A 23,513-nucleotide genomic window follows, 5' to 3' on the forward strand; every position below is an offset into this window, starting at 1 on the left:
TTTTTTCAGGTCAGACTCAACGTAGAACGGTGTTTTGCGGATTCAATACCCAACTCAATCAGCTCCATTATCTGGATCGCCTGGCTGGCCGGAACCGGGTTTTCCCCCACGCCGTTCAGCGCGTCGCGAATAGCCGCGTAATAAGCCGGGTAATTTCCCGGTAGCGTCAGCCAGTTCTCTTCCTTACGATCTTCGCCGTCAACGCGGGTTAATACGCCGTCACGCATGTCATAACCCCAGTCGGTCTGCGGTAACCGCGCGCCGCTTTTCAGGCACTCTTCCTGTGGGTCCAGGCCATATTTCACGTAACTGCCGCGCGACCCATGGACGATATAGCGAGCCGATTCTGCGGCAGCCAGCATTGTGCCGTGCAATACAACGCGCCGCTGCGGGTAGGCAAGCACCGCGTGAAAATAGTCTGTCGATTGTGCGCCAGGGCGTAACTGCGCCAGATCCACGGTCATCGATACCGGCAAGCCGAAAAGGTTAACTGCCTGATCGAGCAGATGCGGCGCCAAATCATACCAGATGCCACTGCCTGGCCCGCCTTGCTCGCGCCAGCGGTTACGCACCTGTGGGCGGAAACGATCAAAATGCGATTCGAAATAGGCCACTTCGCCCAGCGCACCGTCAGCCAGCAAGGCTTTCAGCGTTAAAAAATCGCTGTCCCAACGGCGGTTATGGAACACCGACAACACACGCCCGAGGCTACGCGCCAGCGCGTCCAGCTCACGGGCTTGTGACAGTGTCACCGTGAAAGGTTTATCTACCACCACATGTTTGCCCGCTTCCAGCGCCGCTTTGGCCAGCGGGAAATGGGTATCGTTCGGCGTGGGGATGACAATCAGGTCAATCGACGGATCGTTGAACAGATGCTTCGGCTCGGAGACAACCGGCACGGCTGGCCAATCCGCTTTTACTTTCGATTCGTCGCTGCTGGAAATCGCGGCCAGCTCCATTCCCGCCGTTCCGGCAATCAACGGCGCATGAAATGTTTTACTGGCGTAGCCATAACCTATTAATCCGACACGGATATTATCGCTCATAGAGTGGTCTCTCCTTATTGGAACGTCTATTTCACACCATCTGCCAGGTGGCGACAACCGCTTCAGCAACCCATTAGCGAAACGAATGAATTTACCGCGCTCAGCCCTGGTTTCTGCCTAAAAAATCTGCTTAAATCTGCAACCAGGCGCCGGTTTTTATCGACAGCCGCAGATAAAAGTAAACATCAGGGAGTAGTAAAAGTATGGCCGGAATTTTCAATCGGATTATTGAATTAATGGGCTGGGTGGTACTCGGCATATCGACCATTCTTTTGGTTTTTGCCAGCCATATTGATAATTATCAGCCCCCTGAACAGAGCGTCGCGGCACAAAAGAAATAATCACCGCCATAAAACGCGCAAAGTGTAACTCAGCGTCATATCGTTATTGCCAGCCATGGCGAAGGGCGTTAATCTTCACAGCCGGGCGCTGTTCTGGTGCCTGGTTTTACCTGAAAAGAAAACTCTTAATTTAGTGGCAGACCATTCCTGTGCTATTTACGCCCGGGTAATATTGTTTATTATTCGTACAAAATTAGCCCGCGTATATTTTCTGCCTCTTTCTTATTATATGGACACCCCTCGACATGACCGTTCAGGACTATTTATTAAAATTCCGCAAAATCAGTTCGCTTGAAAGTCTGGAAAAATTGTTTGATCACCTCAACTACACGCTGACCGACAGTGGTGAAATTATCAACATGTACCGCGCAGCCGATCATCGACGTGCTGAATTGGTTTCTGGCGGCCGCCTGTTTGACATTGGGTGCGTTCCGCGCTCGGTATGGCGCTACGTGCAGTAACGCCGCTGGCATTCGTCGTGTAATGCTTTATACTCCTCGCCCGGCGAAATCATTCAGAGCATTAATGCCTTAACAGAGGAATACGCATGACAACGACTCCCGCAGAAAGAATCGGAGGCTGGTTACTCGGCCCTCTGGCCTGGTTGCTGGTCACGTTATTAAGCACCTCGCTGGCATTATTGCTGTATGCCACCGCCTTGATGACACCGCAGTCGGTCACGGCGTTGGGCGCACAACCGCTGAAACAGACCATACTGTGGTTCGTCTCGTTCGCCTTCGCTATTGCCATCTGGTATTACACCTTCTGGCTGGTTATCGCCTTTTTTAAACGCCGCCGCAGCGTGCCAAGGCACTATATTATCTGGCTTTTGGTCTGCGTATTGCTCTCCGTGAAAGCCTTTGCGTTCGCTCCCGTCTCCGACGAACTGGCGCTGCGTCAGTTACTCTTTCCGCTGCTTGCAGCCGCGTTGATGGTGCCCTATTTCAAGCGCTCAAGCCGCGTGAAAAGGACCTTTGTTAATCCGTAAAACCTTACAGTTATCCTGTTGTCGCCCGGTGCTGTTTGACCGATAATAGGCGGCTTTTTTTATTTCAGGCCACATAATGACAGACTATCTGCTGCTATTTATCGGAACGGTACTGGTCAACAACTTCGTGCTGGTGAAGTTTCTTGGCTTGTGTCCGTTTATGGGCGTTTCCAAAAAACTGGAAAGCGCAATGGGCATGGGGCTGGCGACCACCTTCGTGATGACGATGGCGTCAATCTGTGCCTGGCTCATCGATACATGGGTACTGATCCCGCTGGATTTAGTCTATCTGCGCACGCTGGCGTTTATCCTGATTATCGCCGTGGTGGTGCAGTTCACCGAAATGGTGGTGCGCAAAACCAGCCCGGCGCTTTATCGCCTGCTGGGTATCTTCCTGCCGCTGATCACCACTAACTGCGCAGTGCTCGGCGTGGCCCTGCTCAATATCAATCTTGGGCACAATTTCATGCAATCGGCGTTGTATGGCTTCGCCGCCGCCGTAGGGTTCTCACTGGTGATGGTGTTATTCGCCGCGATTCGCGAACGTCTTGCCGTTGCCGATGTGCCCGCGCCCTTTCGCGGCAATGCGATTGCGTTAATCACTGCGGGCTTAATGTCTCTGGCCTTTATGGGCTTTAGTGGTCTGGTGAAACTGTAATATGAGTGCGATCTCCATAGCCGTTGCCGCACTGAGCGTGCTGGGGCTGCTGTTTGGCGTCATTCTGGGTTATGCCTCCCGCCGTTTTGCGGTGGAGGATGATCCGGTCGTTGAACGCGTTGATGAATTGTTACCGCAAAGCCAGTGTGGGCAGTGCGGCTACCCTGGCTGCCGTCCTTACGCTGAGGCGGTTGGTCTGCAGGGTGAAAAAATTAACCGCTGCGCTCCGGGCGGCGAAGCGGTAATGCTGAAAATCGCCGCGCTGCTGAATGTCGATCCGCAACCAATTGATGGCGATGCAGCAGCGCTTGAGCCTGTGCGTATGCTGGCGGTAATCGATGAGAGCAATTGCATTGGCTGCACAAAATGCATTCAGGCTTGTCCGGTAGACGCCATTCTCGGCGCAACGCGCGCCATGCATACGGTGATGAGCGATCTGTGCACCGGCTGTAATCTTTGTGTGGATCCGTGCCCGACGCAGTGCATTGAACTGCGTCCTGTGGAAACGACCACCCATAGCTGGAAATGGGATTTGCAGTCCATTCCGGTGCGAAATATTCCTGTGGAACACCATGCTTAAGTTATTTTCCGCTTTCCGAAAAGAGAAACTGTGGGATTTTCACGGCGGTATTCACCCGCCTGAAATGAAAACCCAATCAAACGGCACGCCGCTGCGCCAGTTGCCGCTGGCGAACCGCTTTGTGATCCCCCTCAAGCAGCACCTTGGTGCTGAAGGCGAACTGTGCGTGCGCGTCGGTGACAAGGTATTGCGCGGGCAACCGCTGACGCGGGGTCGTGGCCGTATGTTGCCTGTTCATGCGCCAACTTCCGGCACCGTGGTCGCGATTGCGCCCCACTCCACCGCGCATCCCTCCGCGCTGCCAGAGATGAGCGTCATTATTGAAGCGGATGGTGAAGATCGCTGGATCGAGCGTGACGGCTGGCCGGATTACCGTTCCCACAGTTATGACGCGTTAATTGAGCGTATCCATCAGTTTGGCGTTGCGGGGCTTGGCGGTGCGGGCTTCCCTACCGCAGCAAAACTGCACGGCGGTGGCGATAAAATCGACACGCTGATTATTAACGCGGCGGAATGCGAACCCTATATCACCGCCGATGACCGTTTAATGCAGGATTGCGCGGCGCAGATTATGGAAGGCGTGCGCATTCTGGCGCACATTCTTAAACCGCGTCAGGTGTTGATTGGTATTGAGGATAACAAACCGCAGGCGATCTCGATGATGCGTGCGGTACTGGCGGGCAGCCATGATATTCAGTTGAAAGTCATTCCAACGAAATATCCCTCCGGCGGTGCCAAACAGCTTACGCAGATCCTCACCGGCAAGCAGGTGCCGCATGGCGGGCGTTCGTCGGACATCGGTATTCTGATGCAAAACGTCGGTACCGCGTATGCGGTTAAACGCGCGGTGATCGACGGCGAGCCTTTAACGGAGCGCGTTGTGACGGTGACCGGTGAAGCGGTTACCCGGCCGGGAAATGTCTGGGCGCGCCTGGGAACACCGGTTCGCCATCTGCTGGATTTCGCCGGTTTCTGTCCTTCTTCCGGGCAACTGGTGATTATGGGCGGTCCGCTGATGGGCTTTACGCTGCCGTGGCTGGATGTGCCGGTAGTCAAAATCACCAACTGCCTGTTGGCGCCTTCCGCCAGCGAAATGGGCGAGCCGCAGGAAGAGAAAGGCTGTATTCGCTGTAGCGCCTGCGCCGACGCCTGCCCGGCCGATTTGCTGCCTCAGCAACTCTACTGGTTCAGCAAAGGCCAGCAGCACGACAAAGCGACGGCGCATAACCTTTCTGACTGCATCGAATGTGGTGCCTGCGCCTGGGTGTGCCCAAGTAATATTCCGCTGGTGCAATATTTCCGCCAGGAGAAGGCAGAGATTTACGCCATCGCCGAGGAAGAAAAACGCAACGCCGAGGCTAAAGCACGCTTTGAAGCGCGTCAGGCACGTCTTGAGCGGGAAAAAATCGCCCGCCAGCAGCGTCATAAACAGGCTGCGGTTCAACCTGCCGCTAAAGATCAACAGGCAATTGATGCCGCGCTGGCGCGCGTACGCGAAAAACAGACGACCGCCGCGCAGCCAGTTGTAATTCAGGCTGGTGCCCAGCCCGATAACAGCGACGTGATTGCAGCGCGCGAAGCACGCAAAGCGCAGGCGCGCGCTCGCCAGGCGGAAAAAGCGCAGCAGCTGGAAAACAGTGCCGCCACCGGCGAAACAGCCGATCCACGCAAAGCCGCGGTTGAAGCGGCGATTGCCCGCGCCAAAGCGCGTAAACTCGCCCAGAGCCAGTCTGCTGAATCGGCAGCCAAAGCTGATCAGCCGCAGATTGAGACCGAACAACAGGCTGAATCTGTACCGGTCGATCCACGTAAAGCCGCCGTTGAAGCGGCGATTGCCCGCGCCAAAGCGCGTAAACTCGCGCAGAGTCAGTCTGCTGAATCGGCAGCCAAAGCTGAGCAACCGCAGATTGAGGCCGAACAACAGGCTGAATCTGCACCGGTCGATCCGCGTAAAGCCGCCGTTGAAGCGGCGATTGCCCGCGCCAAAGCGCGTAAACTCGCGCAGAGCCAGTCTGCTGAATCGGCAGCCAAAGCTGATCAGCCGCAGATTGAGGCCGGACAACAAGCTGAATCGGCAGCCAATGTTGAGCAACCTCATGTGGAAACAGAACAATCACCGGCTGAATCAGCACCGGTCGATCCACGCAAAGCCGCCGTTGAAGCGGCGATTGCCCGCGCCAAAGCGCGCAAATTAGAACAACGACAAGCCGCCGCGCAAGCTGATGATGTCTCGTCTTTTGCGCAGGCTGCCAATGACGACCCGCGCAAAGCCGCAGTCGCCGCAGCCATCGCCCGTGTTCAGGCGAAGAAGGCCGCACAGCAAGCCGTTAACGAGGATTAAATGGTTTTCAGAATCGCAAGTTCCCCTTATACCCATAACCAGCGCCAGACCTCACGTATTATGCTGCTGGTGACGCTCGCGACCGTGCCGGGCATTGCTGCGCAACTGTGGTTTTTCGGTTGGGGGACGCTGATACAGATCATTCTCGCGATTATCAGCGCACTGGCTGCCGAAGCGCTGGTACTGAAATTACGCAAGCAGAACGTTGGTGCGATCCTGGCGGATAATTCTGCCCTGCTGACCGGTCTGCTGCTGGCTATCAGTATTCCCTCCTTCGCCCCGTGGTGGATGGTGGTACTTGGCACCGTGTTCGCGGTGATTATCGCCAAGCAGCTTTATGGCGGGTTAGGCCACAACCCGTTTAACCCGGCGATGATTGGCTATGTGGTGCTGCTTATCTCCTTCCCGGTGCAGATGACCAGCTGGCTGCCGCCGTATGAAATCGCACGTACCGTGCCTGGCTTCATGGATGCACTGCAGGTTATTTTCACTGGTCACACTGCCGCTGGCGCAAATATGGAAACGCTGCGCATTGGTATCGATGGCGTCAGCCAGGCGACGCCGCTCGACACCTTTAAAACTTCATTGCATGCCGGACACAGCGTTGAGCAGATCCTGCAATCCCCCATCTATAGCGGCATGCTGGCCGGTGCGGGCTGGCAGTGGGTCAACCTCGGTTATCTGGCCGGTGGTCTGTTCCTGCTGTGGCAAAAAACCATTCGCTGGCATATCCCGGTAAGCTTCCTGCTGACGCTGGCGATTTGTGCCGCACTCGGCTGGATTTTCGCTCCGCAATCGCTGGCTGCGCCGCAATTGCATCTGTTCTCTGGCGCAACCATGCTGGGCGCGTTTTTCATTCTGACCGATCCGGTTACCGCCTCGACCACCAACAAAGGCCGTCTGATTTTTGGCGCGCTGGCGGGCGTGCTGGTGTGGCTTATCCGCAGTTATGGCGGCTACCCGGATGGCGTGGCCTTTGCCGTATTACTGGCAAATATTACCGTGCCGTTGATTGATTACTACACGCGTCCGCGCGTGTACGGGCATCGTTAAGGAGCCGCCATGCTAAAGACAATGCGTAAACATGGCGTGACGCTGGCGCTGTTCGCCGCTGGTTCTACCGGGCTGACCGCCGCAATAGACCAAATGACCAAAACAACCATTGCCGACCAGGCTGCGCTGCAACAAAAAGCACTGTTTGATCAGGTGATCCCTGGCGACAGCTATAATAACTCGCTGCAACAGAGCTGTTTACTGGTCAGCGATCCGGCGCTTGGCAAAGGGCAACACCATGTGTGGATCGCCAAAAAAGATGACAAGCCGGTTGCCGCAGTTCTTGAAGCGACCGCACCGGACGGTTACTCAGGCGCCATCCAGCTACTTGTTGGCGCAGATTTTAGCGGCACAGTGCTGGGCGTGCGCGTGACGGAGCACCATGAAACGCCGGGTCTCGGCGATAAGATTGAGCTGCGTATTTCCGACTGGATCACCCACTTCGCCGGAAAGCGGATTGACGGCGCGACCGATGGCTATTTCGCGGTGAAAAAAGATGGCGGTGATTTTGATCAGTTTACCGGGGCGACCATCACGCCGCGCGCGGTCGTTAACGCGGTAAAACGAACCGGCCTGTACGCGATGACACTACCGGAACAGCTTTCCCGTTTACCGGGTTGTGGAGAGTAAGCGATGAGCGAAGTCAAAGAGGTTATTGTTCAGGGGCTGTGGAAAAACAACTCTGCGCTGGTACAACTGCTGGGTATGTGCCCGCTACTGGCGGTGACGTCCACCGCCACCAACGCACTGGGTCTGGGGCTGGCAACAACGCTGGTGTTAACCCTGACCAATCTGTTTATTTCCACCCTGCGTCGCTGGACACCAGATGAGATCCGCATCCCGATTTACGTGATGATTATTGCCTCGGTGGTCAGCGCGGTACAAATGCTGATCAACGCCTATGCGTTCGGTCTTTACCAGTCACTGGGCATTTTTATTCCGCTGATCGTCACCAACTGTATCGTGGTCGGTCGTGCTGAAGCCTTTGCGGCAAAAAAAGGCCCGGCACTTTCTGCACTCGACGGCTTCTCTATTGGCATGGGTGCAACCTGCGCCATGTTCGTACTGGGTTCCCTGCGTGAGATCCTCGGTAACGGTACGCTGTTTGACGGCGCAGATGGGCTGTTAGGCGGCTGGGCGAAAGTGCTGCGCATAGAAGTGTTCCACACCGATTCCCCATTCCTGCTGGCGATGTTGCCGCCGGGCGCGTTTATTGGCCTCGGCATGATGCTGGCGGTGAAATACCTTATCGATCAGAAGATGAAAAAACGCCGTGAAGCGGCGGTGACCGCGGCAAACGACAGCACTCAGGCCGCGCCCGGGAAGGCATAATGAATAAAGCAAAACGACTGGAAATTTTAACCCGCTTACGGGAAAACAATCCGCACCCGACCACCGAGCTGAATTTCACCTCACCGTTTGAGCTGCTGATCGCTGTACTGCTCTCTGCGCAGGCTACCGATGTCAGCGTCAATAAAGCCACCGCGCTACTCTACCCAGTGGCAAACACACCTAAGGCGATGCTGGAACTGGGCGTTGAAGGGGTGAAACAGTACATCAAAACCATCGGCTTGTTTAACAGCAAAGCGGAGAATGTCATTAAGACCTGCCGTATTTTGCTGGAAAAGCACAATGGCGAAGTGCCGGAAGACAGGGCCGCGCTGGAAGCTCTGCCGGGTGTCGGGCGTAAGACCGCCAATGTGGTACTCAACACCGCGTTTGGCTGGCCGACCATCGCTGTGGACACGCATATTTTTCGCGTTTCTAACCGCACGCGTTTCGCGCCGGGTAAAAACGTTGAGGAAGTGGAAGAGAAGCTGCTGAAAGTTGTGCCTGCTGAATTTAAAGTCGATTGCCACCACTGGTTGATCCTGCACGGGCGATACACCTGCATCGCCCGTAAGCCGCGCTGCGGCTCCTGCATTATTGAAGATCTGTGCGAGTACGACAGTAAAGTCGATAATTAACGCCCGTCAGAACGGGCGCATCACTGCCAGCAGAATAATCACCGCAACGGCGACAATGGTTATGCCGGTGGCATTGCGAATAGCCCCCATACCTTTCACCGCTTCACCTGTCGCTATGCGGCGCAGTGTGGCAGAGAGAAAACCATGCAGGCCGGAAAGCAGCAGCACCACCACCACCTTGATTATCAGCCACAGATGCGGCATTTGACCGTGCGCAATCACCATTACCGCACCCGCGACCCACAGCAGTAACATTGCAGGCGTGGTGATTTTACGGCTCCAGCGGCGTACATCGCCCGTCAGCGCGACACGCGAGGTGTTATCCGCTTGTGTTGCGCACCAGCCGGCAACGACAGCCATAACCAGCATTCCGCCTATCCAGACGATGGCCGCCGCGATATGTAACGCATTGAGCCATGGATGAAAGTTCATATTTCGACTCCTGTGTAATAAAGACTGCGGCAAGTCTGACAGCGTATCTGTCCCCTGTCATGAACAATGCGCGGCAAATAGCAGAAAAGGTCTCGTTATTGATCCCGGATTGGTTACCCAACGAATCGCGGATAAGAGAACTCGCTGATTTTATGTCATAACTTTATGTGATAACGCTCACGTCTCTGTAAATTACTCAAAATGTCGAATGATTGCGCGTAAATCGTGATATTGAGCAAATAATCGTCCGCTTATGCGTATTTAATGAGATTATTCCTTTTTTTAGAAGAAAAAAATCCAACTAATGGCTATTTCGGTGACTATTGCTAACACAATGTTAAAAAAGAGATTAACAATGTTCACGGAATGGTTGCAGTGCAAACTTTAATCACGTTTAGCAAGAGATATGACCAGATTGATTACATAAACCAGCCCAATGCACTACTATTCAGCCAAAATAGCAGAACATATGCCTTAATGCGCAATCTAACCCCCGGACTATAGTAGAAAAATCCACTTTTGTTTCCATGATGAAATTTAACTCTGAATAACAAATAGAAACACCGAGCATTGTAATGCCCTGGATCTATGTAACAGAATATGTCAAAAGACTTGCCTGAACGCGCCGGATAGTGAACATTAACCGCCGTTTTCCCCTCCCAATATAACTATAAGCGTGATGAACTCTGGTCATTGCGCGCTGAACACCCCCGTTAATATGGGATGTAAAAAAAGAGGTATATGTGTCAACTGCAAACAAACCAACGGAAAGCGTCAGTCTGAACGCTTTTAAACAACCGAAAGCGTTTTATCTGATCTTCTCTATCGAGTTATGGGAACGTTTTGGTTACTACGGCCTGCAAGGGATTATGGCTGTTTACCTGGTGAAACAACTGGGTATGTCAGAAGCGGACTCTATTACACTGTTCTCCTCCTTCAGCGCACTGGTTTATGGCCTGGTTGCCATCGGTGGCTGGCTGGGTGACAAAGTGCTGGGCACCAAACGCGTGATTATGCTTGGCGCGATCGTGCTGGCCGTCGGTTATGCGCTGGTGGCGTGGTCCGGTCATGATGCTAGCATTGTATATATGGGCATGGCGGCCATCGCCGTGGGTAATGGTCTGTTTAAAGCCAACCCATCTTCCCTCCTCTCCACCTGCTATGCGAAAGACGACCCGCGTCTGGACGGTGCATTTACCATGTACTATATGTCCGTTAACGTCGGTTCATTCTTCTCCATGCTGGCAACACCGTGGCTGGCCGCGAAATTCGGCTGGAGCACCGCGTTTGGCCTGAGCGTGGTGGGTCTGCTGATCACCATCGTTAACTTCTCCTTCTGCAAACGTTGGGTGAAAAATCACGGTTCTAAACCGGATTTCGAACCGCTGCGCGTTGTCTATCTGCTGGCAACCATTGTCGGCATCGTGGCGCTGATCGCTGTCGCCACCTGGCTGCTGCACAACCAGGGCATTGCGCGTATGGTGCTGGGTGTTGTGGCGCTGGGTATTATCTGCATCTTCGCCAAAGAGACGTTCGCGCTGAAAGGTGCCGCTCGTCGTAAAATGATCGTTGCCTTCATTCTGATGGTACAAGCGATTGTTTTCTTCGTGCTCTACAGCCAGATGCCGACATCGCTGAACTTCTTTGCTATTCGTAACGTTGAGCACACGCTGTTTGGTATCGCTTTCGAACCTGAACAGTATCAGGCGCTGAACCCGTTTTGGATCATTATTGGTAGCCCGATTCTGGCCGCTATCTATAACAAAATGGGCGATACGCTGCCGATGCCGCATAAATTCGCCATCGGTATGGTGCTGTGCTCCGGCGCGTTCCTGGTGCTGCCACTGGGCACGAAATTCGCCTCTGAGGCGGGTATCGTTTCCGTAAGCTGGCTGATCGCAAGCTATGGCCTGCAAAGTATCGGTGAACTGATGATCTCCGGTCTCGGTCTGGCGATGGTTGCGCAGCTGGTGCCGCAGCGTCTGATGGGCTTTATTATGGGAAGCTGGTTCCTGACCACGGCTGGCGCGAACATTATCGCCGGCTATGTGGCTAATCAGATGGCTATCCCGGAAAACGTGACCGATCCGCTGATGTCACTGAACATCTACGGCTCCGTGTTCCTGCAAATTGGTATCGCGACTGCCGTTATCGCTTTGCTGATGATCGTCACCGCACCGAAGCTGAACCGCATGACGCTGAGCGAAGATACCACTCGCGAAACGTCGGAAACCGCTACGGCATAATCGCCGCGGGGAACTCGAATTATTCAGCCGCTAACGCCAGTTAGCGGCTTTTTTTTTATTCCGCCGCGTAATAACCTATGCCGGAAATCAGCCATAAGGAAAAGATAATGAAACTGTTTTACAAGCCGGGCGCCTGCTCCCTCGCCTCACATATTGCTCTGCGTGAGACCGGAAAAGATGTGGATCTGGTAAGTGTTGATTTGATGAAAAAACGCCTGGAAAACGGCGATGACTTTTTCGCCATCAACCCGAAAGGACAAATCCCGGCGCTGCTGCTGAATGACAACACTCTGATTACTGAAGGTGTGGCGATTATGCAATACGTTGCTGACAGCGCGCCTGAGAGCCAGTTGCTGGCACCTGTTGGCACCCTGCCGCGTTACAAGACGCTGGAGTGGCTGAACTTTATCGCAACCGAGCTGCATAAAGGCTTCACCCCACTGTTTCGCCCGGATACACCGGAAGAGTACAAACCCACTGTACGCGCTTTGCTTGAGAAAAAATTGCACTACGTAAATGAATCCCTGAGCAATAACGCGTGGATTAGCGGTGCGAACTTTACCATTGCCGACGGTTATCTGTTCACGGTGCTGCGCTGGGCGCGCGCGGTGAAATTGAATATGGAAGGTCTGTCGAATATTGACGCGTATATGGCGCGTATTGCCGCTCGCCCTGCGGTGGTGACTGCAATGGCAGCAGAAGGTATTCAGTAAAATGTGATTGCCCGCGAAGGCTCTATTTAGCGGGCATGAATAAAGGCGGGGATCCCCGCCTTTTTTACAGCAATGTGGCGCTAAAAAGATGCTCTGGTTGCGCAATTCTGTCCTGTGCCGCGACCACCTGCAGTTCATACTCCTGCAAATTTTTAGTCGCCAGCATGATTTCATACACCGCCGCCGTTACGTGCTCCAGCGCTTCACGCACGTTCGCACCCTGTAGCAATTTCACCAGTAACAACCCGCTGGTTACATCGCCCACACCGACAGGCTGGCGTGCGCCAAAATCCACCAGCGGACGGCTAATGTGCCAGGCTTCACTGGGCGTCACCAGCAACATTTCAAAGCGATCGGTGCTCAGTCCCGCGCGCGCCAGGTGTTTCACCAGCACGATTTGCGGCCCCTGCGCAATCAGCTCGCGTGCCGCAGCCACTGCGTCTTCCACCGTGTTAACCGCATGCTCGCAAAGGATCTCCAGCTCAATCAGATTTGGCGCAATGATATCGCTGGCAGGCAAAGCGTGGCGGACATGAAACTCAGCAACCCCTGGCGCAACGATGCAGCCTTTCTCCGGATGCCCCATTACCGGGTCGCAGAAAAATTTCGCCCGCGGGTTGGCCGCTTTCACCTGACCAACGATACCCAGAATATGCTCTCCCTGCTCTGCCGATCCCAGATAGCCGCTCAGCACCGCGTCACAGCGTTTCAGTTGGTCAATCGCCGCGATGCCCTGCACAATTTCGGTCAGATGAGCTGGCGGCATAACACTGCCGGTCCATTTGCCGTACTGGGTATGGTTAGAAAACTGCACCGTGTTCAGCGGCCAGACGTTAGCCCCCAGGCGGCGCATCGGGAACTCGGCGGCACTGTTCCCCGCATGACCAAAGACCACATGCGACTGAATGGCGAGGATATTCTTCATTGTTGGTAGCCTTGCAAGAATGGAGCAATAAAGAGAAGGGAGTGATTTCTCACTCCCTTCGGCAGGTCTGTTTTTATTTCCAGCAGATCAGGCAGTAGTTTTTCTTACCGCGGCGCAACAGCGTGTAGCGACCAAACAGGCGGTCACCGTCAGTGAAGAAATACTCCGGATCGGATTGTTTTTCGCCGTTGATGGTCACAGCGTTAGACGCGATGGTTTTACGCGCCTGGCCGCGGGAAGGCTGCAGTTCAGAATCAACCAGCGCCTGCATCAGATCGGCGCCTTTTTCCATCTCAACCATTGGTACACCATCCTGCGCCAGCTGTTCGAAATCGGCTTCGCTCAGGTCACTCAGCGTACCGTTGAACAGACTTTCGGTGATGCGTTTCGCGGCGGTTAAGCCCTCTTCACCGTGTACCAGACGTGTTACCTGCTCAGCCAGCACATATTGCGCACGCGGCGCTTTACCGCTGTTTTTGTCTTCTTCTTCCAGCGCGTTAATTTCCGCGATATCCATAAAGGTGAAGAACTTCAGGAAGCGATAAACGTCCGCATCGGCGGTGTTGATCCAGAACTGATAGAACTTATACGGGCTGGTTTTCTTCGGATCCAGCCACACCGCGCCACCTTCGGTTTTACCAAATTTGGTGCCATCCGCTTTGGTGATCAGCGGAACGGTCAAACCAAAGACCTGGTTCTGGTGCAAACGGCGCGTCAGATCAATACCCGATGTGATGTTGCCCCACTGGTCGGAACCACCAATTTGCAGCACGACATCATGCAGTTCGTTCAGGCAGGCAAAGTCGTAACCTTGCAGCAGGTTGTAGGAAAACTCGGTGAACGAGATACCGACATCATCGCGGTTCAGACGCTGCTTGACCGCTTCTTTGTTAATCATCTGGTTAACAGAGAAGTGTTTGCCGATGTCGCGCAGGAAGGTCAGCACGTTCATGCTGCCAAACCAGTCGTAATTATTTGCAGCGATAGCAGAGTTGTCGCCACAGTCGAAATCGAGGAACGGTGCGACCTGTTTACGGATTTTATCCACCCACTCCTGCACGGTGTCTTCGGTGTTCAGTTTACGCTCAGTGGCTTTAAAGCTCGGATCGCCAATCAGACCGGTCGCGCCACCCACCAGCGCCACTGGCTTGTGGCCAGCCTGCTGGAAGCGTTTCAGGCATAACAATGGAACCAGATGCCCCAAATGCAAGCTGTCAGCGGTGGGATCGAAGCCGCAATAGAGCGCGATCGGGCCCTGCGCCAGTCGCTCTGCTAACGCTTCCTCATCTGTCACCTGAGCCACGAGGCCCCGCTCTTGCAATTGTTTAATCAAGTTACTGCTTGCCATCAAAATCTCCATGTATAAAACGGACTGCACCTTTGCCGGTACACGACTTTTCGCCAGATGCGAAAGGATACTTCATGGGGGGCAGATAGAATAAAGCGCCGGAACACGGAGTGCCAGCGCTTATAGCAACATTTTTCAGGGATTATGGCGCGAGGCGATCAATTTTCCACGCAGCGTTCTCGCGCTGGTATAAAAAACGGTCATGCAGGCGATTGGCACCGCCTTGCCAGAACTCCATTTGTTCGATACTGACACGAAAACCGCCCCAGAAGCTGGGTAAGGGGATTTCGCCCTGCTGGAATTTTTGCTTCAGTTCAAGGAACTTGCTTTCCAGAACACCGCGCGCGGAGATGCGGCTCGATTGTTTTGACACCCAGGCGCCGATTTGGCTGTCTCGCGGGCGGCTGTGGAAATACTTCACCACTTCCAGCGTTGAAAGCCGTTCAGCTTTACCAGTGACCATCACTTGCCGTTCCAGCATATGCCATGGGAACAGCAGGCTGACAGCAGGGTTGTTTTCAATGTGATGCGCCTTACGGCTGCCAAGGTTGGTATAAAAAACCAGCCCTTTTTCATCGTAATGTTTAAGCAACACGATGCGCTGATAGGGCTGACCATTCTCATCGACCGTCGCCACGACCATTGCAGTCGGGTCAACGAGTTGGGCTTCACAGGCCTGCCCCAGCCAGCGTTCAAATAATGCCAACGGCTCGGCGGGAAGGTCGCCGCGACGCAGACCACCTTTGGTGTATTCACGGCGCAGATGCGCGATTTGCTGCAATTGATCGTTATCAGACATGGCGTTAGCGAAAGTAATCATCAGGTGGGGCTATTATGCGCCCCCCTGTAAAAATCTCAACGCCGCGGAATAAGCTGGCAATTATTCAGTACGATGCGATCGCGCTTGTAGACGGTCGCGCTCTCACCCTTCGACCAGAAAACATAGACACCGTCCGTGTAGCGTGCGCCAGAGGCTGAAAGCCCTTGCTGTAAGGTCAGCAATTTATCATCCCAGACAAAACTCGCCTGCTGACGGGTGTTGTTTATTTTCACGGTGAGCGGTTTTTCGTCGCACTGGTAAACCAGCGTATCGGTATGCATGCGTTCTACAAACTGATTGTAATAGCTGCATCCGGCAAGCAGTGCGGGCAGACAGGCAATGAGTATTTTTTTCATAAAGTAGTCCCGGGACAGTCCTGGTCACGGAGGGCGAAACGCCCTCCCTAAGCCCGGTCAGTCTAGCCCGGTGCAACTAAAGTGAAATGCGGTTAACTCTGATTCTGCCGCGGATTAGCAGGGTAAATCGCGCCGAGCACCGAGGCCGCGGACGCACCAGTAACGGATGGCAGATTGCCAGGCAATCCGGCCAGGGTACGCCATGCCAGCCAGGCAAACGCCAGCGCTTCCATATCGTCGCCGCTGATTCCGGCTTCATCCGTGGTAGTGACTTCTGTACCTGGCAGAAGCCCTGCAAGACGAGCCATGACCAACGGATTGCGACACCCACCGCCGCAGACTAGCAGGCGTTCGCAACCGCCACTGAGCAGCACCTGCTCGGATATTGTCACCGCCGTCAATTCAGCCAGCGTCGCCTGCACATCGCAGGCGCTTAAGCCCGGGAAGTGCGCGAGGTGGCGTTCCAGCCAGCTGTAATTAAAGTATTCTCGACCGGTGCTTTTCGGCGCAGGCGTGGCAAAGTAGCCATCGCTTAGCATGTTTTGCAGTAGCGGCAGCACCACTTTGCCTTCACTCGCCCACTGCGCATCTTTATCGTAAGGTTTGCCTTTTTGCCGCCAAATCCACGCGTCCATAAGCATATTGCCCGGCCCGGTGTCATAACCTCTGATCGGCTGGCCGGGGATGAGAAGTGATAAATTGGCGATGCCACCAATGTTAAGCACCATGCGCCGTTCTACCGGATGCGCCAGCAGTGCATGGTGAAAGGCCGGTACCAGCGGCGCGCCCTGCCCGCCAAGCGCGATATCACGGCGGCGAAAGTCACCGACCACCGTCACACCCGTACGCGCCGCGATGTGGTTATTATCACCAATCTGTAGCGTATGCGGCGCAATGCCCGTCGGCTCATGCCAGACGGTTTGCCCGTGACAACCAATCGCAACGATATCCTCCGGGTGGAGTTGCTCCCGGTCCATCAACGCCAGTACCGCGTCGGCGAACAACTTGCCCAGTTGAGTATCCAGCCGCCCCAGTTGTGAGAGGGTGAGTTGCTGCCCCTGACAAATGCCAAGAATCGCCTCTTTTAACGGCAGCGGAATGGGAAACGTCAGGCTCGCTTGCTGCGCGACCATGGTTTCATCGATGGCGGCCAGCACCACATCAATCCCATCCAGACTTGTTCCAGACATCACCCCAATGTAGCGACCCGATTTCATACGCCTTCCTTTAATGCATGACCGAAGGCCACCACTCCACCATAAAGCAGGGGTTAACGCCATCGGCTGCAAACACTTTTTAACAATCGGCTGGATTTTCGTTAAGTGAAATTGCGCCGGGCTGCGCTTATAATCGCTTCGTTTAAATCTGGTTAAGCTCGCGTTGATTATTATTTTCGCCGGGATTTGGCAGAAGATATGACCTGGTATTGCTAAAATGCCATATAATTTAACCATGTCGGATGCCCGCAAGGGCGTTTCATGGTGAACAGGAGATTCATAAATGATGTTACGTGCACTGGCAGTTTCGCTGATTGGTTTTACTTTGGCTGGCTGCGTGAATAACGACACGCTTTCCGGTGATGTCTACTCTGCATCCGAAGCTAAACAGGTGCAGAATGTCACTTACGGCACCATTGTTAACGTCCGTCCGGTACAGATTCAGGGCGGTGATGATAACAATGTCATCGGCGCGCTTGGCGGTGCAGTGCTGGGTGGTTTCCTTGGCAATACGGTTGGTGGCGGCACAGGACGTTCTCTGGCCACAGCAGCAGGCGCGGTAGCCGGCGGCGTCGCAGGACAATCCGTCCAGGGTTCACTGAATAAAACGCAGGGTGTTGAGCTGGAAATTCGTAAAGATGATGGCAACACCATTATGGTCGTACAGAAACAGGGCAGCACCCGTTTTTCCGCAGGCCAGCGCGTCGTGATGGCAAGCAACGGTCGTCAGATTACCGTTTCCCCGCGTTAATTCCCGTCTCAGGTGGTCACGCCAGTGGCCGCCCTTTCATATTGCCGATACAGAATGTTGATGTAAAAAAGCCTTGCGGATGCAAGGCTTTGCTGGTCAGTCTCGCGACTGAAGCTCACTGATGTTTTGTTCCAGCCGGGCAATCATTTTAATTAACAGATCGAGTTCTTCCGCAGAGATCCCGGAAAGTATTTCCCCCCGGGTTTTACGAATAACCGTCTCCATCTCTTCAATGATTGGGTCCGCTTTTTCTGTCAATTTGATCCGCTTTGCCCGGCGATCGTTGGCGCAGGTCTGGCGAGAAATAAGGCCTTTCTCTTCCAGTTGATCCAGCGTACGCACCAGCGAAGGCTGCTCAATGCCAATCGCTTTTGCCAGTTGAATTTGCGACTGATCGGGCGGCAGCTGATGAATATTATGCAGCGTTACCCAGTGAGTCTGCGTTAATTCCAGAGGTTTCAGGCGATGGTCAATCAAAGCGCGCCAGACGCGCACTAAGCGTGCCAGATCAGAACCTAATGGCGATTCCAATTTCATCTCCTTATAATTAGCTTGCTAAGTTATTATACTCATTTTAGAATAGTTTGCAGTATTTATATTGGTAAAACAAATGTATTGCGGTTCTCGCCGGGGCTTACGCTGAGATTCCACCTGCCTTAGCAACACGCAGTGGTTGGTACTTATCTAATGATAAGCACCAATCTGGCGATCCGTTAGGTTGTACAGGACGCAAAATGTGAAGTTGAACTCAAGTTTCCCGAACTTACCTCTGCAAGACCTGATTTTTGGCGCATCGGTCTATTTCCCTCCCGTATTTAAAGTGGTCATGCTGGGCTTTCTGTTCTGGCTTATTGCTCACCGCCTGTTACGCGGGTGGATTTATGCCGGTGATATCTGGCATCCCATCCTGATGGATCTCTCCTTGTTTGTTATTGCGCTGAGCCTCGCCCTCGGCTTGCTAATTGTGTGGTAATTATGCGCCTGAAATCCCTGAAATATTTCTCCACGCTCCTGGTACTGGCCGTGGCGATTGTCGCGGCCTGGTGGATGTGGAACTTTTATATGCAGTCCCCCTGGACGCGTGACGGAAAAATCCGCGCTGAGCAGGTCAGTATTACGCCGCAGGTCTCAGGCAGCATCACCGAACTGAAAGTGAAAGATAACCAGTTGGTTAAAGCAGGCGACTTGCTATTTCGTATCGACGAGACGCCTTACCACATTGCCGTACTGAACGCCGAGGCCCAGTTGGCGCGCACGGAGACCGATCTGGCGAAAGCGAATAATGAAGCCAATCGCCGTCGCCATCTCTCACAAAACTACATCTCCGCAGAAGATCTCGATACTGCCAATATTAGTGTGAAAGCCGCTCAGGCAAGTGTTGCGGCAGCGCAGGCGCAACTTGCGCAGGCACAATGGCAATTAACGCAAACGCAGGTTAAGGCACCGGTGGACGGTTGGGTCACCAACCTCTCCGCCCGCATCGGGAATTACGCCACCGCCGGGCAACCGGTTTTCGCGCTGGTAGACAGCCATTCGTTTTATGTGATGGGTTACTTCGAAGAGACCAAATTGCGTCATATCCATGAAGGGGCGACAGCGAAAATCGTGCTTTATAGCGGAGATGTTACGTTACAGGGTCACGTTTCCAGCATTGGCCGCGCGATTTATGATCAAAGCGTTGAGACTGACAGCGGCCTGGTTGCCGATATCAAACCGAACGTGCCGTGGGTACGACTGGCGCAGCGTGTGCCGGTGCGTATTCAGTTTGATAACCTGCCCGCCGGGCTGACGCTGGTTTCTGGCACCACGTGCACCGTGGCGATTGGTAGCCAGTAATGAAATCGCCGGTCTGGCTCTGGCAAAATCTGCCCTGGGTGAAAGCCACTACCGGGCAGTGGCGCTATGCGCTGCGCAACGGCATCGCGATGTGTCTGGCGCTTACGGTGGCTTATTATCTCGACCTCGATGAACCTTACTGGGCCATGACATCCACAGCCGTTGTCAGCTTCCCCACCGTCGGCGGCGTGATCAGTAAAAGCCTTGGACGTATCGCCGGCAGCCTGCTTGGAGCCAGCGCGGCGCTGATCATTGCCGGGCAGACGCTCAACGACCCATGGCTATTTTTGTTCGCCATGGCCGCCTGGATTGGCTTTTGTACCTGGGCTTGCGCGCAGTTCACCAACAACGTCGCCTATGCCTTTCAACTGGCGGGTTATACCGCCGCGATTATCGCTTTCGCAATGGTCGATGTGACCGATATTACTGAGCTGTGGGACATTGCTCAGGCGCGCGTGTGCGAAGTGATTCTGGGAATTTTGTGCGGCGGCATGATGATGATGATCCTGCCCGGCAACGCGGACGGTACAACCCTGCTGTCTGCATTGAAAAAAATGCATGCACGTTTGCTGGAACATGCTAGCCTGCTGTGGCAGCCAGAAACCACCGATGCTATCCGCACCGCCCATGAGAGCGTTATCGGCCAGATCCTCACCACCAATTTACTGCGGATTCAGGCGTTCTGGAGCCATTACCGCTTTCGGCGACAAAACAGTTTGCTTACCTGGTTACTGCACCAACAGTTGCGCATGACCAGTGTGATCTCCAGCCTGCGCAGAATGCTGCTGAACTGGCCCGACGCGCCGGAAAATTTGCGCCCGGTTCTCGAGCAACTGCTCTCCGAGCTTGCTCACCCACGCACGGATGCCCTCACCGTCGCACGTCTTATCGCCCCGCTCGTACCCGGGATAAGGGACGATTACCGGCACCACGCATTCTGGCAGCGCTTGCGCTACTTTTGCCGTTTATACCTCACCAGTAGCCGCTGGCTGGCACGTGTGGAGAATGCTTCGCCGGTCAGCAGTTACACACCACCGCGAAGCCCCGGTTTGATGCGTGATACAGATAATGCCGAAGCGCTGTGGAGCGGCATTCGCACTTTTTGTGCGCTGAGTCTGGTCGGCGCATGGAGCATCAATACGCAGTGGGAATCGGGCTCAGCGGCACTGACGCTGGCGGCGATCAGCTGTGTGCTCTACTCCGTCTCGCCCGCGCCGTTTAACTCCCTGGCGCTGTTACTGCGCACCTTGATCTTGCTGTCGCTGTTCAGCTTTATGGTGAAATTCGGCCTGATGGTGCAAATCAGCGAGCTGACGGTGTTTCTGCTGTTTCTTTTCCCGCTGTTAACCACCCTGCAATTGTTGAAACTGCAAATGCCAAAACTGGCCGGGTTGTGGGGGCAATTGATTGTTTTTATGGGGTCGTTTATCGCAGTGACCAATCCACCCGTTTATGACTTTGCGAACTTCTTAAACGATAACCTGGCGAAGATCTCAGGTGTCGCGCTGGCGTGGCTTGCGTTCGCCGTGTTGCGTCCGGGTTCAGATGCCCGTAAAAGTCGGCGTCATATTCGCACGCTGCGCCGCAGCTTTGTCGATCAACTGAGCCGTATGCCGCAACTGAGTGAGCATGAGTTTGAATCGGTGGTTTATCACCACATTAGCCAGTTAAGTCATAGCCAGGATGCGCAAGCCCGGCGCTGGCTGCTGCGCTGGGGCGTTGTGTTGTTGAATTGCTCGCATGTGGTCTGGCAGCTACGCGGTTGGGAAATCCGCTCGGATCCGCTCAGCAAAGTCCGCGAATTGTGCATTGTGCTATTGCGCGATGTGATGAGTGAGCGTGGCGTCCAGCAACGAACGCTTTCTGCCACGCTGGCCGAGCTACAGCGGATTAGCGCGGTGCTGGGTAAACATCACCAGCCTGCCGCGCGAGAACTGGCCTCGGTTATCTGGCGCTTATATTGCGCGCTTTCGCAGCTGGAGCAAGCCCCGGCAGCCGGGACGCTTACTTGATAACGCCACAGGCATAGCGTGCGCCGCCACCGCCGAGCGGTTTCGGTTGATCGGACATATTATCGCCGCCGACATGAATCATTAGCGCTTTGTCTTTCACATCCGCAAGTTTTTTCAGACGCGGCGCCACTACCGGATCGGTCGCTTTACCGTCGTTGTTGACTACCAGCACGGGCAGATCGCCTAAATGTCCTGCACCTTCTGGCCCTTCATGCTTGCCGGTATGTTGCGGATCGAGGTGGCCTCCTGCCGCTTCCGCCGCAGAGGCTTTCCCCTCTTTAATAGCAGGCTGGCAACTGCCTTTAGCATGGACGTGAAAGCCATGCTCACCGGGTGGCAGGGCTTTCAGGTCTGGCGCAAACTCCAGCCCCTTGTCGGTTTCACTGATTTTTACACTACCAATAGACTGCCCCACGCCTTGCGCGGTGACCAGGTTCATCTCCACTTCTTCACTGGCGGCTTGCGCCCCGGCGCAAACCACGAGCGCCAGCAAAGCCAGACTAAAACGCTTCATATGACCTCCTTCGGTCTGTTTTTACCCTGTAAGTTTAAACCAGGGTGACAGATTTCACCGGGAGGTCATTTTCCCGCGTTACGGCACGTCGTAACCGAGCGCCGCTTTGCGAATGCGGAACCACTGCTGGCGCGTCATCTGGAGATTCAGTGCCCCCAGCGCCGAACGCACACGCTCAATTTTACCCGAGCCAATAATGGGCAGCGGCGCAGACGGCAGACGCATCACCCAGGCATAGACCACCTGTTCGATGGTTTCGGCATTCAGTTCCTGTGCAACGCGCGCCAGTTCATCCCGCAACGGCTGGAATGCAGCGTCGTTAAACAGACGCCCGCCGCCGAGACATGACCATGCCATCGGGCGAATACGCAGCTGTTGCAGTTGATCCAGCGTGCCATCCAGCAGTAGCGGCTGGTGTACGGGCGAGATCTCGACCTGATTGGTCGCCAGCGTAAACGGCAGGCGTGACTGCAACAGTGAGAACTGAGCCGGGGTGAAGTTAGAAACGCCAAAGTGGCGTACTTTTCCGCTCTGATGTAAATGCAGAAAAGCTTCCGCTACCTCATCGGCGTCCATCAACGGATCGGGACGGTGGATCAGTAACAAATCAAGGTGATCGGTGGCAAGATTCACCAGCGACTGTTCGGCACTGCGAATAATGTGGTCGCGTTCAGTAATGTAATGACCCAGCGCATGTTCCGGTTTCGCGGTGGTGGCGATGCCACATTTGCTGACAATCTCCATGCGGGCGCGCAGATGCGGAGCGAGCTTGAGCGCCTCGCCAAACGCGGCTTCACACAGATAACCGCCGTAGATATCGGCGTGATCAACGGTAGTAACACCGAGATCAAGATGAGACTCAATAAAGCTAACCAGCTGCTGCGGGGACATGTTCCAGTCCATTAAACGCCAGTAGCCCATCACAAAACGGGAGAACTCAGGGCCTTGCGGCGCGAGGGCAATACGTTGAACCATAATGATTTCCTCGAAGGTAATTTGCCTTCGAGTATACGCATTTTCGCGTTCAAAACAGTGAAGGTTGCTGAGGTTCTTCCGCAGAAGAGGCTTTGTTTGCACGCATTTTGCGCTGCAAACGCTGGCGGCACAAACGCAGCACCTCCTGCTTTTGCGCATCGGTCATTTTTTGCCAGTTAAAACGCTCATCGCGACTACGCATGCAGCCACGACAAAAACCACGCTCATCCGACTGACAAATACCGCGGCACGGGCTCTGGACGGGGAAAAACTCCAGTTGTTCTGGCACAGTCGTCTCCGTTAATACAGGCAGTTCCCTTTATTGAAGACTGCCTGTCGACAACGTGCAAGGCGAAAAACGCATTGTTCGCCACTTGCAACAGACCGATCGGTC

General features: G+C 54.4%; 27 protein-coding genes. 16 read left to right on the forward strand and 11 right to left on the reverse strand.

All coding sequences use genetic code 11. From position 1 onward, the window contains the following. Positions 1–5: 5 nt before the first annotated feature. Positions 6–1,046: an oxidoreductase gene (locus BN2591_RS04315; RefSeq protein ID WP_086869347.1), complete on the reverse strand. Its 1,041-nt coding sequence runs from the start codon at positions 1,044–1,046 to the stop codon at positions 6–8. Between the two features lie 203 nt (positions 1,047–1,249). Between BN2591_RS04315 and blr the strand changes: the two genes are divergently transcribed. From blr to nth, 10 genes are all read left to right on the forward strand, one after another. Next, the gene (gene blr, locus BN2591_RS04320; RefSeq protein ID WP_086869349.1) at positions 1,250–1,387 is read left to right on the forward strand and encodes a division septum protein Blr; all 138 of its coding nucleotides are present in this window, start codon (positions 1,250–1,252) and stop codon (positions 1,385–1,387) included. Positions 1,388–1,632: 245 nt separating this feature from the next. Further along, positions 1,633–1,848, forward strand: a complete 216-nt coding sequence (gene ydgT / locus BN2591_RS04325) for a transcription modulator YdgT (RefSeq protein ID WP_016496264.1) — start codon at positions 1,633–1,635, stop codon at positions 1,846–1,848. Positions 1,849–1,934: 86 nt separating this feature from the next. Beyond that, positions 1,935–2,375 carry a DUF2569 domain-containing protein gene (locus BN2591_RS04330; RefSeq protein WP_086869351.1) on the forward strand — a complete coding sequence of 147 codons (441 nt, stop codon included), beginning with the start codon at positions 1,935–1,937 and terminating at the stop codon, positions 2,373–2,375. Positions 2,376–2,451: 76 nt separating this feature from the next. Then, on the forward strand, positions 2,452–3,033 hold the full coding sequence (gene rsxA / locus BN2591_RS04335; RefSeq protein WP_016496266.1) for an electron transport complex subunit RsxA: 582 nt from the start codon (positions 2,452–2,454) through the stop codon (positions 3,031–3,033). A 1-nt stretch (position 3,034) separates the two neighbouring features. Beyond that, complete coding sequence (gene rsxB, locus BN2591_RS04340) at positions 3,035–3,613, forward strand: electron transport complex subunit RsxB (protein ID WP_086869353.1); 579 nt, start codon at positions 3,035–3,037, stop codon at positions 3,611–3,613. Continuing rightward, positions 3,606–5,954: an electron transport complex subunit RsxC gene (gene rsxC / locus BN2591_RS04345; protein ID WP_086869355.1), complete on the forward strand. Its 2,349-nt coding sequence runs from the start codon at positions 3,606–3,608 to the stop codon at positions 5,952–5,954. Before rsxB ends, rsxC begins: the two co-directional genes overlap by 8 nt. Continuing rightward, positions 5,955–7,007, forward strand: a complete 1,053-nt coding sequence (rsxD, locus tag BN2591_RS04350) for an electron transport complex subunit RsxD (RefSeq protein ID WP_086869357.1) — start codon at positions 5,955–5,957, stop codon at positions 7,005–7,007. It abuts the gene before it with no gap. 9 nt (positions 7,008–7,016) lie between these two features. After that, a complete protein-coding gene (rsxG, locus tag BN2591_RS04355) occupies positions 7,017–7,637 on the forward strand; it encodes an electron transport complex subunit RsxG (protein WP_086869358.1) in 621 nt (206 codons plus the stop codon). A 3-nt stretch (positions 7,638–7,640) separates the two neighbouring features. Further along, on the forward strand, positions 7,641–8,339 hold the full coding sequence (locus BN2591_RS04360; RefSeq protein ID WP_086869360.1) for an electron transport complex subunit E: 699 nt from the start codon (positions 7,641–7,643) through the stop codon (positions 8,337–8,339). Then, on the forward strand, positions 8,339–8,974 hold the full coding sequence (gene nth / locus BN2591_RS04365; RefSeq protein WP_017456616.1) for an endonuclease III: 636 nt from the start codon (positions 8,339–8,341) through the stop codon (positions 8,972–8,974). Before BN2591_RS04360 ends, nth begins: the two co-directional genes overlap by 1 nt. Positions 8,975–8,980: 6 nt before the next feature. Here the strand turns inward: nth and BN2591_RS04370 are convergent, their stop codons facing one another. After that, entirely contained in the window at positions 8,981–9,406 is a 426-nt protein-coding gene (locus BN2591_RS04370; RefSeq protein WP_086869362.1) for a CopD family protein, read from the reverse strand. A 743-nt stretch (positions 9,407–10,149) separates the two neighbouring features. On the opposite strand from BN2591_RS04370, the gene dtpA reads away from it, so the two are divergent. Further along, positions 10,150–11,652, forward strand: coding sequence for a dipeptide/tripeptide permease DtpA (dtpA, locus tag BN2591_RS04375; RefSeq protein WP_086869364.1), 1,503 nt, complete (start codon positions 10,150–10,152; stop codon positions 11,650–11,652). 107 nt (positions 11,653–11,759) lie between these two features. Beyond that, on the forward strand, positions 11,760–12,365 hold the full coding sequence (gene gstA, locus BN2591_RS04380) for a glutathione transferase GstA (RefSeq protein ID WP_086869366.1): 606 nt from the start codon (positions 11,760–11,762) through the stop codon (positions 12,363–12,365). A 64-nt stretch (positions 12,366–12,429) separates the two neighbouring features. Here gstA and pdxY read toward each other — a convergent pair whose 3' ends face one another. The 5 genes from pdxY to anmK all read right to left on the reverse strand — a co-directional run bounded on the left by pdxY (position 12,430) and on the right by anmK (position 17,031). Then, positions 12,430–13,290, reverse strand: a complete 861-nt coding sequence (gene pdxY / locus BN2591_RS04385) for a pyridoxal kinase PdxY (protein WP_086869368.1) — start codon at positions 13,288–13,290, stop codon at positions 12,430–12,432. Between the two features lie 73 nt (positions 13,291–13,363). Continuing rightward, the gene (tyrS, locus tag BN2591_RS04390) at positions 13,364–14,638 is read right to left on the reverse strand and encodes a tyrosine--tRNA ligase (RefSeq protein WP_017456611.1); all 1,275 of its coding nucleotides are present in this window, start codon (positions 14,636–14,638) and stop codon (positions 13,364–13,366) included. A gap of 142 nt (positions 14,639–14,780) precedes the next feature. Beyond that, positions 14,781–15,437: a pyridoxamine 5'-phosphate oxidase gene (gene pdxH, locus BN2591_RS04395; protein ID WP_086869942.1), complete on the reverse strand. Its 657-nt coding sequence runs from the start codon at positions 15,435–15,437 to the stop codon at positions 14,781–14,783. 56 nt (positions 15,438–15,493) lie between these two features. Continuing rightward, positions 15,494–15,814: a C-type lysozyme inhibitor gene (gene mliC / locus BN2591_RS04400; RefSeq protein ID WP_086869369.1), complete on the reverse strand. Its 321-nt coding sequence runs from the start codon at positions 15,812–15,814 to the stop codon at positions 15,494–15,496. Between the two features lie 92 nt (positions 15,815–15,906). Beyond that, the gene (gene anmK / locus BN2591_RS04405; RefSeq protein WP_086869371.1) at positions 15,907–17,031 is read right to left on the reverse strand and encodes an anhydro-N-acetylmuramic acid kinase; all 1,125 of its coding nucleotides are present in this window, start codon (positions 17,029–17,031) and stop codon (positions 15,907–15,909) included. A 283-nt stretch (positions 17,032–17,314) separates the two neighbouring features. Between anmK and slyB the strand changes: the two genes are divergently transcribed. Next, a complete protein-coding gene (gene slyB, locus BN2591_RS04410; RefSeq protein ID WP_086869372.1) occupies positions 17,315–17,782 on the forward strand; it encodes an outer membrane lipoprotein SlyB in 468 nt (155 codons plus the stop codon). A gap of 96 nt (positions 17,783–17,878) precedes the next feature. On the opposite strand, the gene slyA is transcribed toward slyB, so the two are convergent. Next, positions 17,879–18,319, reverse strand: a complete 441-nt coding sequence (gene slyA / locus BN2591_RS04415; protein ID WP_017456607.1) for a transcriptional regulator SlyA — start codon at positions 18,317–18,319, stop codon at positions 17,879–17,881. A gap of 199 nt (positions 18,320–18,518) precedes the next feature. On the opposite strand from slyA, the gene BN2591_RS04420 reads away from it, so the two are divergent. From BN2591_RS04420 to BN2591_RS04430, 3 genes are read left to right on the forward strand one after another with little or no spacing between them, the layout of a single operon-like run. Continuing rightward, a complete protein-coding gene (locus tag BN2591_RS04420; RefSeq protein ID WP_086869374.1) occupies positions 18,519–18,755 on the forward strand; it encodes a DUF1656 domain-containing protein in 237 nt (78 codons plus the stop codon). Positions 18,756–18,757: 2 nt separating this feature from the next. Beyond that, complete coding sequence (locus BN2591_RS04425) at positions 18,758–19,618, forward strand: efflux RND transporter periplasmic adaptor subunit (RefSeq protein WP_086869375.1); 861 nt, start codon at positions 18,758–18,760, stop codon at positions 19,616–19,618. Further along, positions 19,618–21,630, forward strand: coding sequence for an FUSC family protein (locus BN2591_RS04430; RefSeq protein ID WP_086869377.1), 2,013 nt, complete (start codon positions 19,618–19,620; stop codon positions 21,628–21,630). The genes BN2591_RS04425 and BN2591_RS04430 overlap by 1 nt, the downstream gene beginning before the upstream one ends. Here the strand turns inward: BN2591_RS04430 and sodC are convergent. The 3 genes from sodC to BN2591_RS04445 form a co-directional block, all read right to left on the reverse strand. Beyond that, positions 21,623–22,144 (reverse strand): superoxide dismutase [Cu-Zn] SodC, encoded by a 522-nt coding sequence (gene sodC / locus BN2591_RS04435; RefSeq protein WP_086869379.1) that lies wholly within the window; start codon positions 22,142–22,144, stop codon positions 21,623–21,625. The two genes, BN2591_RS04430 and sodC, sit on opposite strands and share 8 nt — an antisense overlap. 78 nt (positions 22,145–22,222) lie before the next feature. Beyond that, positions 22,223–23,119, reverse strand: coding sequence for an aldo/keto reductase (locus BN2591_RS04440; RefSeq protein ID WP_086869380.1), 897 nt, complete (start codon positions 23,117–23,119; stop codon positions 22,223–22,225). Positions 23,120–23,168: 49 nt separating this feature from the next. Beyond that, complete coding sequence (locus tag BN2591_RS04445) at positions 23,169–23,408, reverse strand: DUF1289 domain-containing protein (RefSeq protein WP_016496290.1); 240 nt, start codon at positions 23,406–23,408, stop codon at positions 23,169–23,171. Positions 23,409–23,513 lie beyond the last annotated feature (105 nt).

The sequence above is a fragment of the Kosakonia pseudosacchari genome, from assembly GCF_900184035.1.
GTDB classification, from domain to species: domain Bacteria; phylum Pseudomonadota; class Gammaproteobacteria; order Enterobacterales; family Enterobacteriaceae; genus Kosakonia; species Kosakonia pseudosacchari.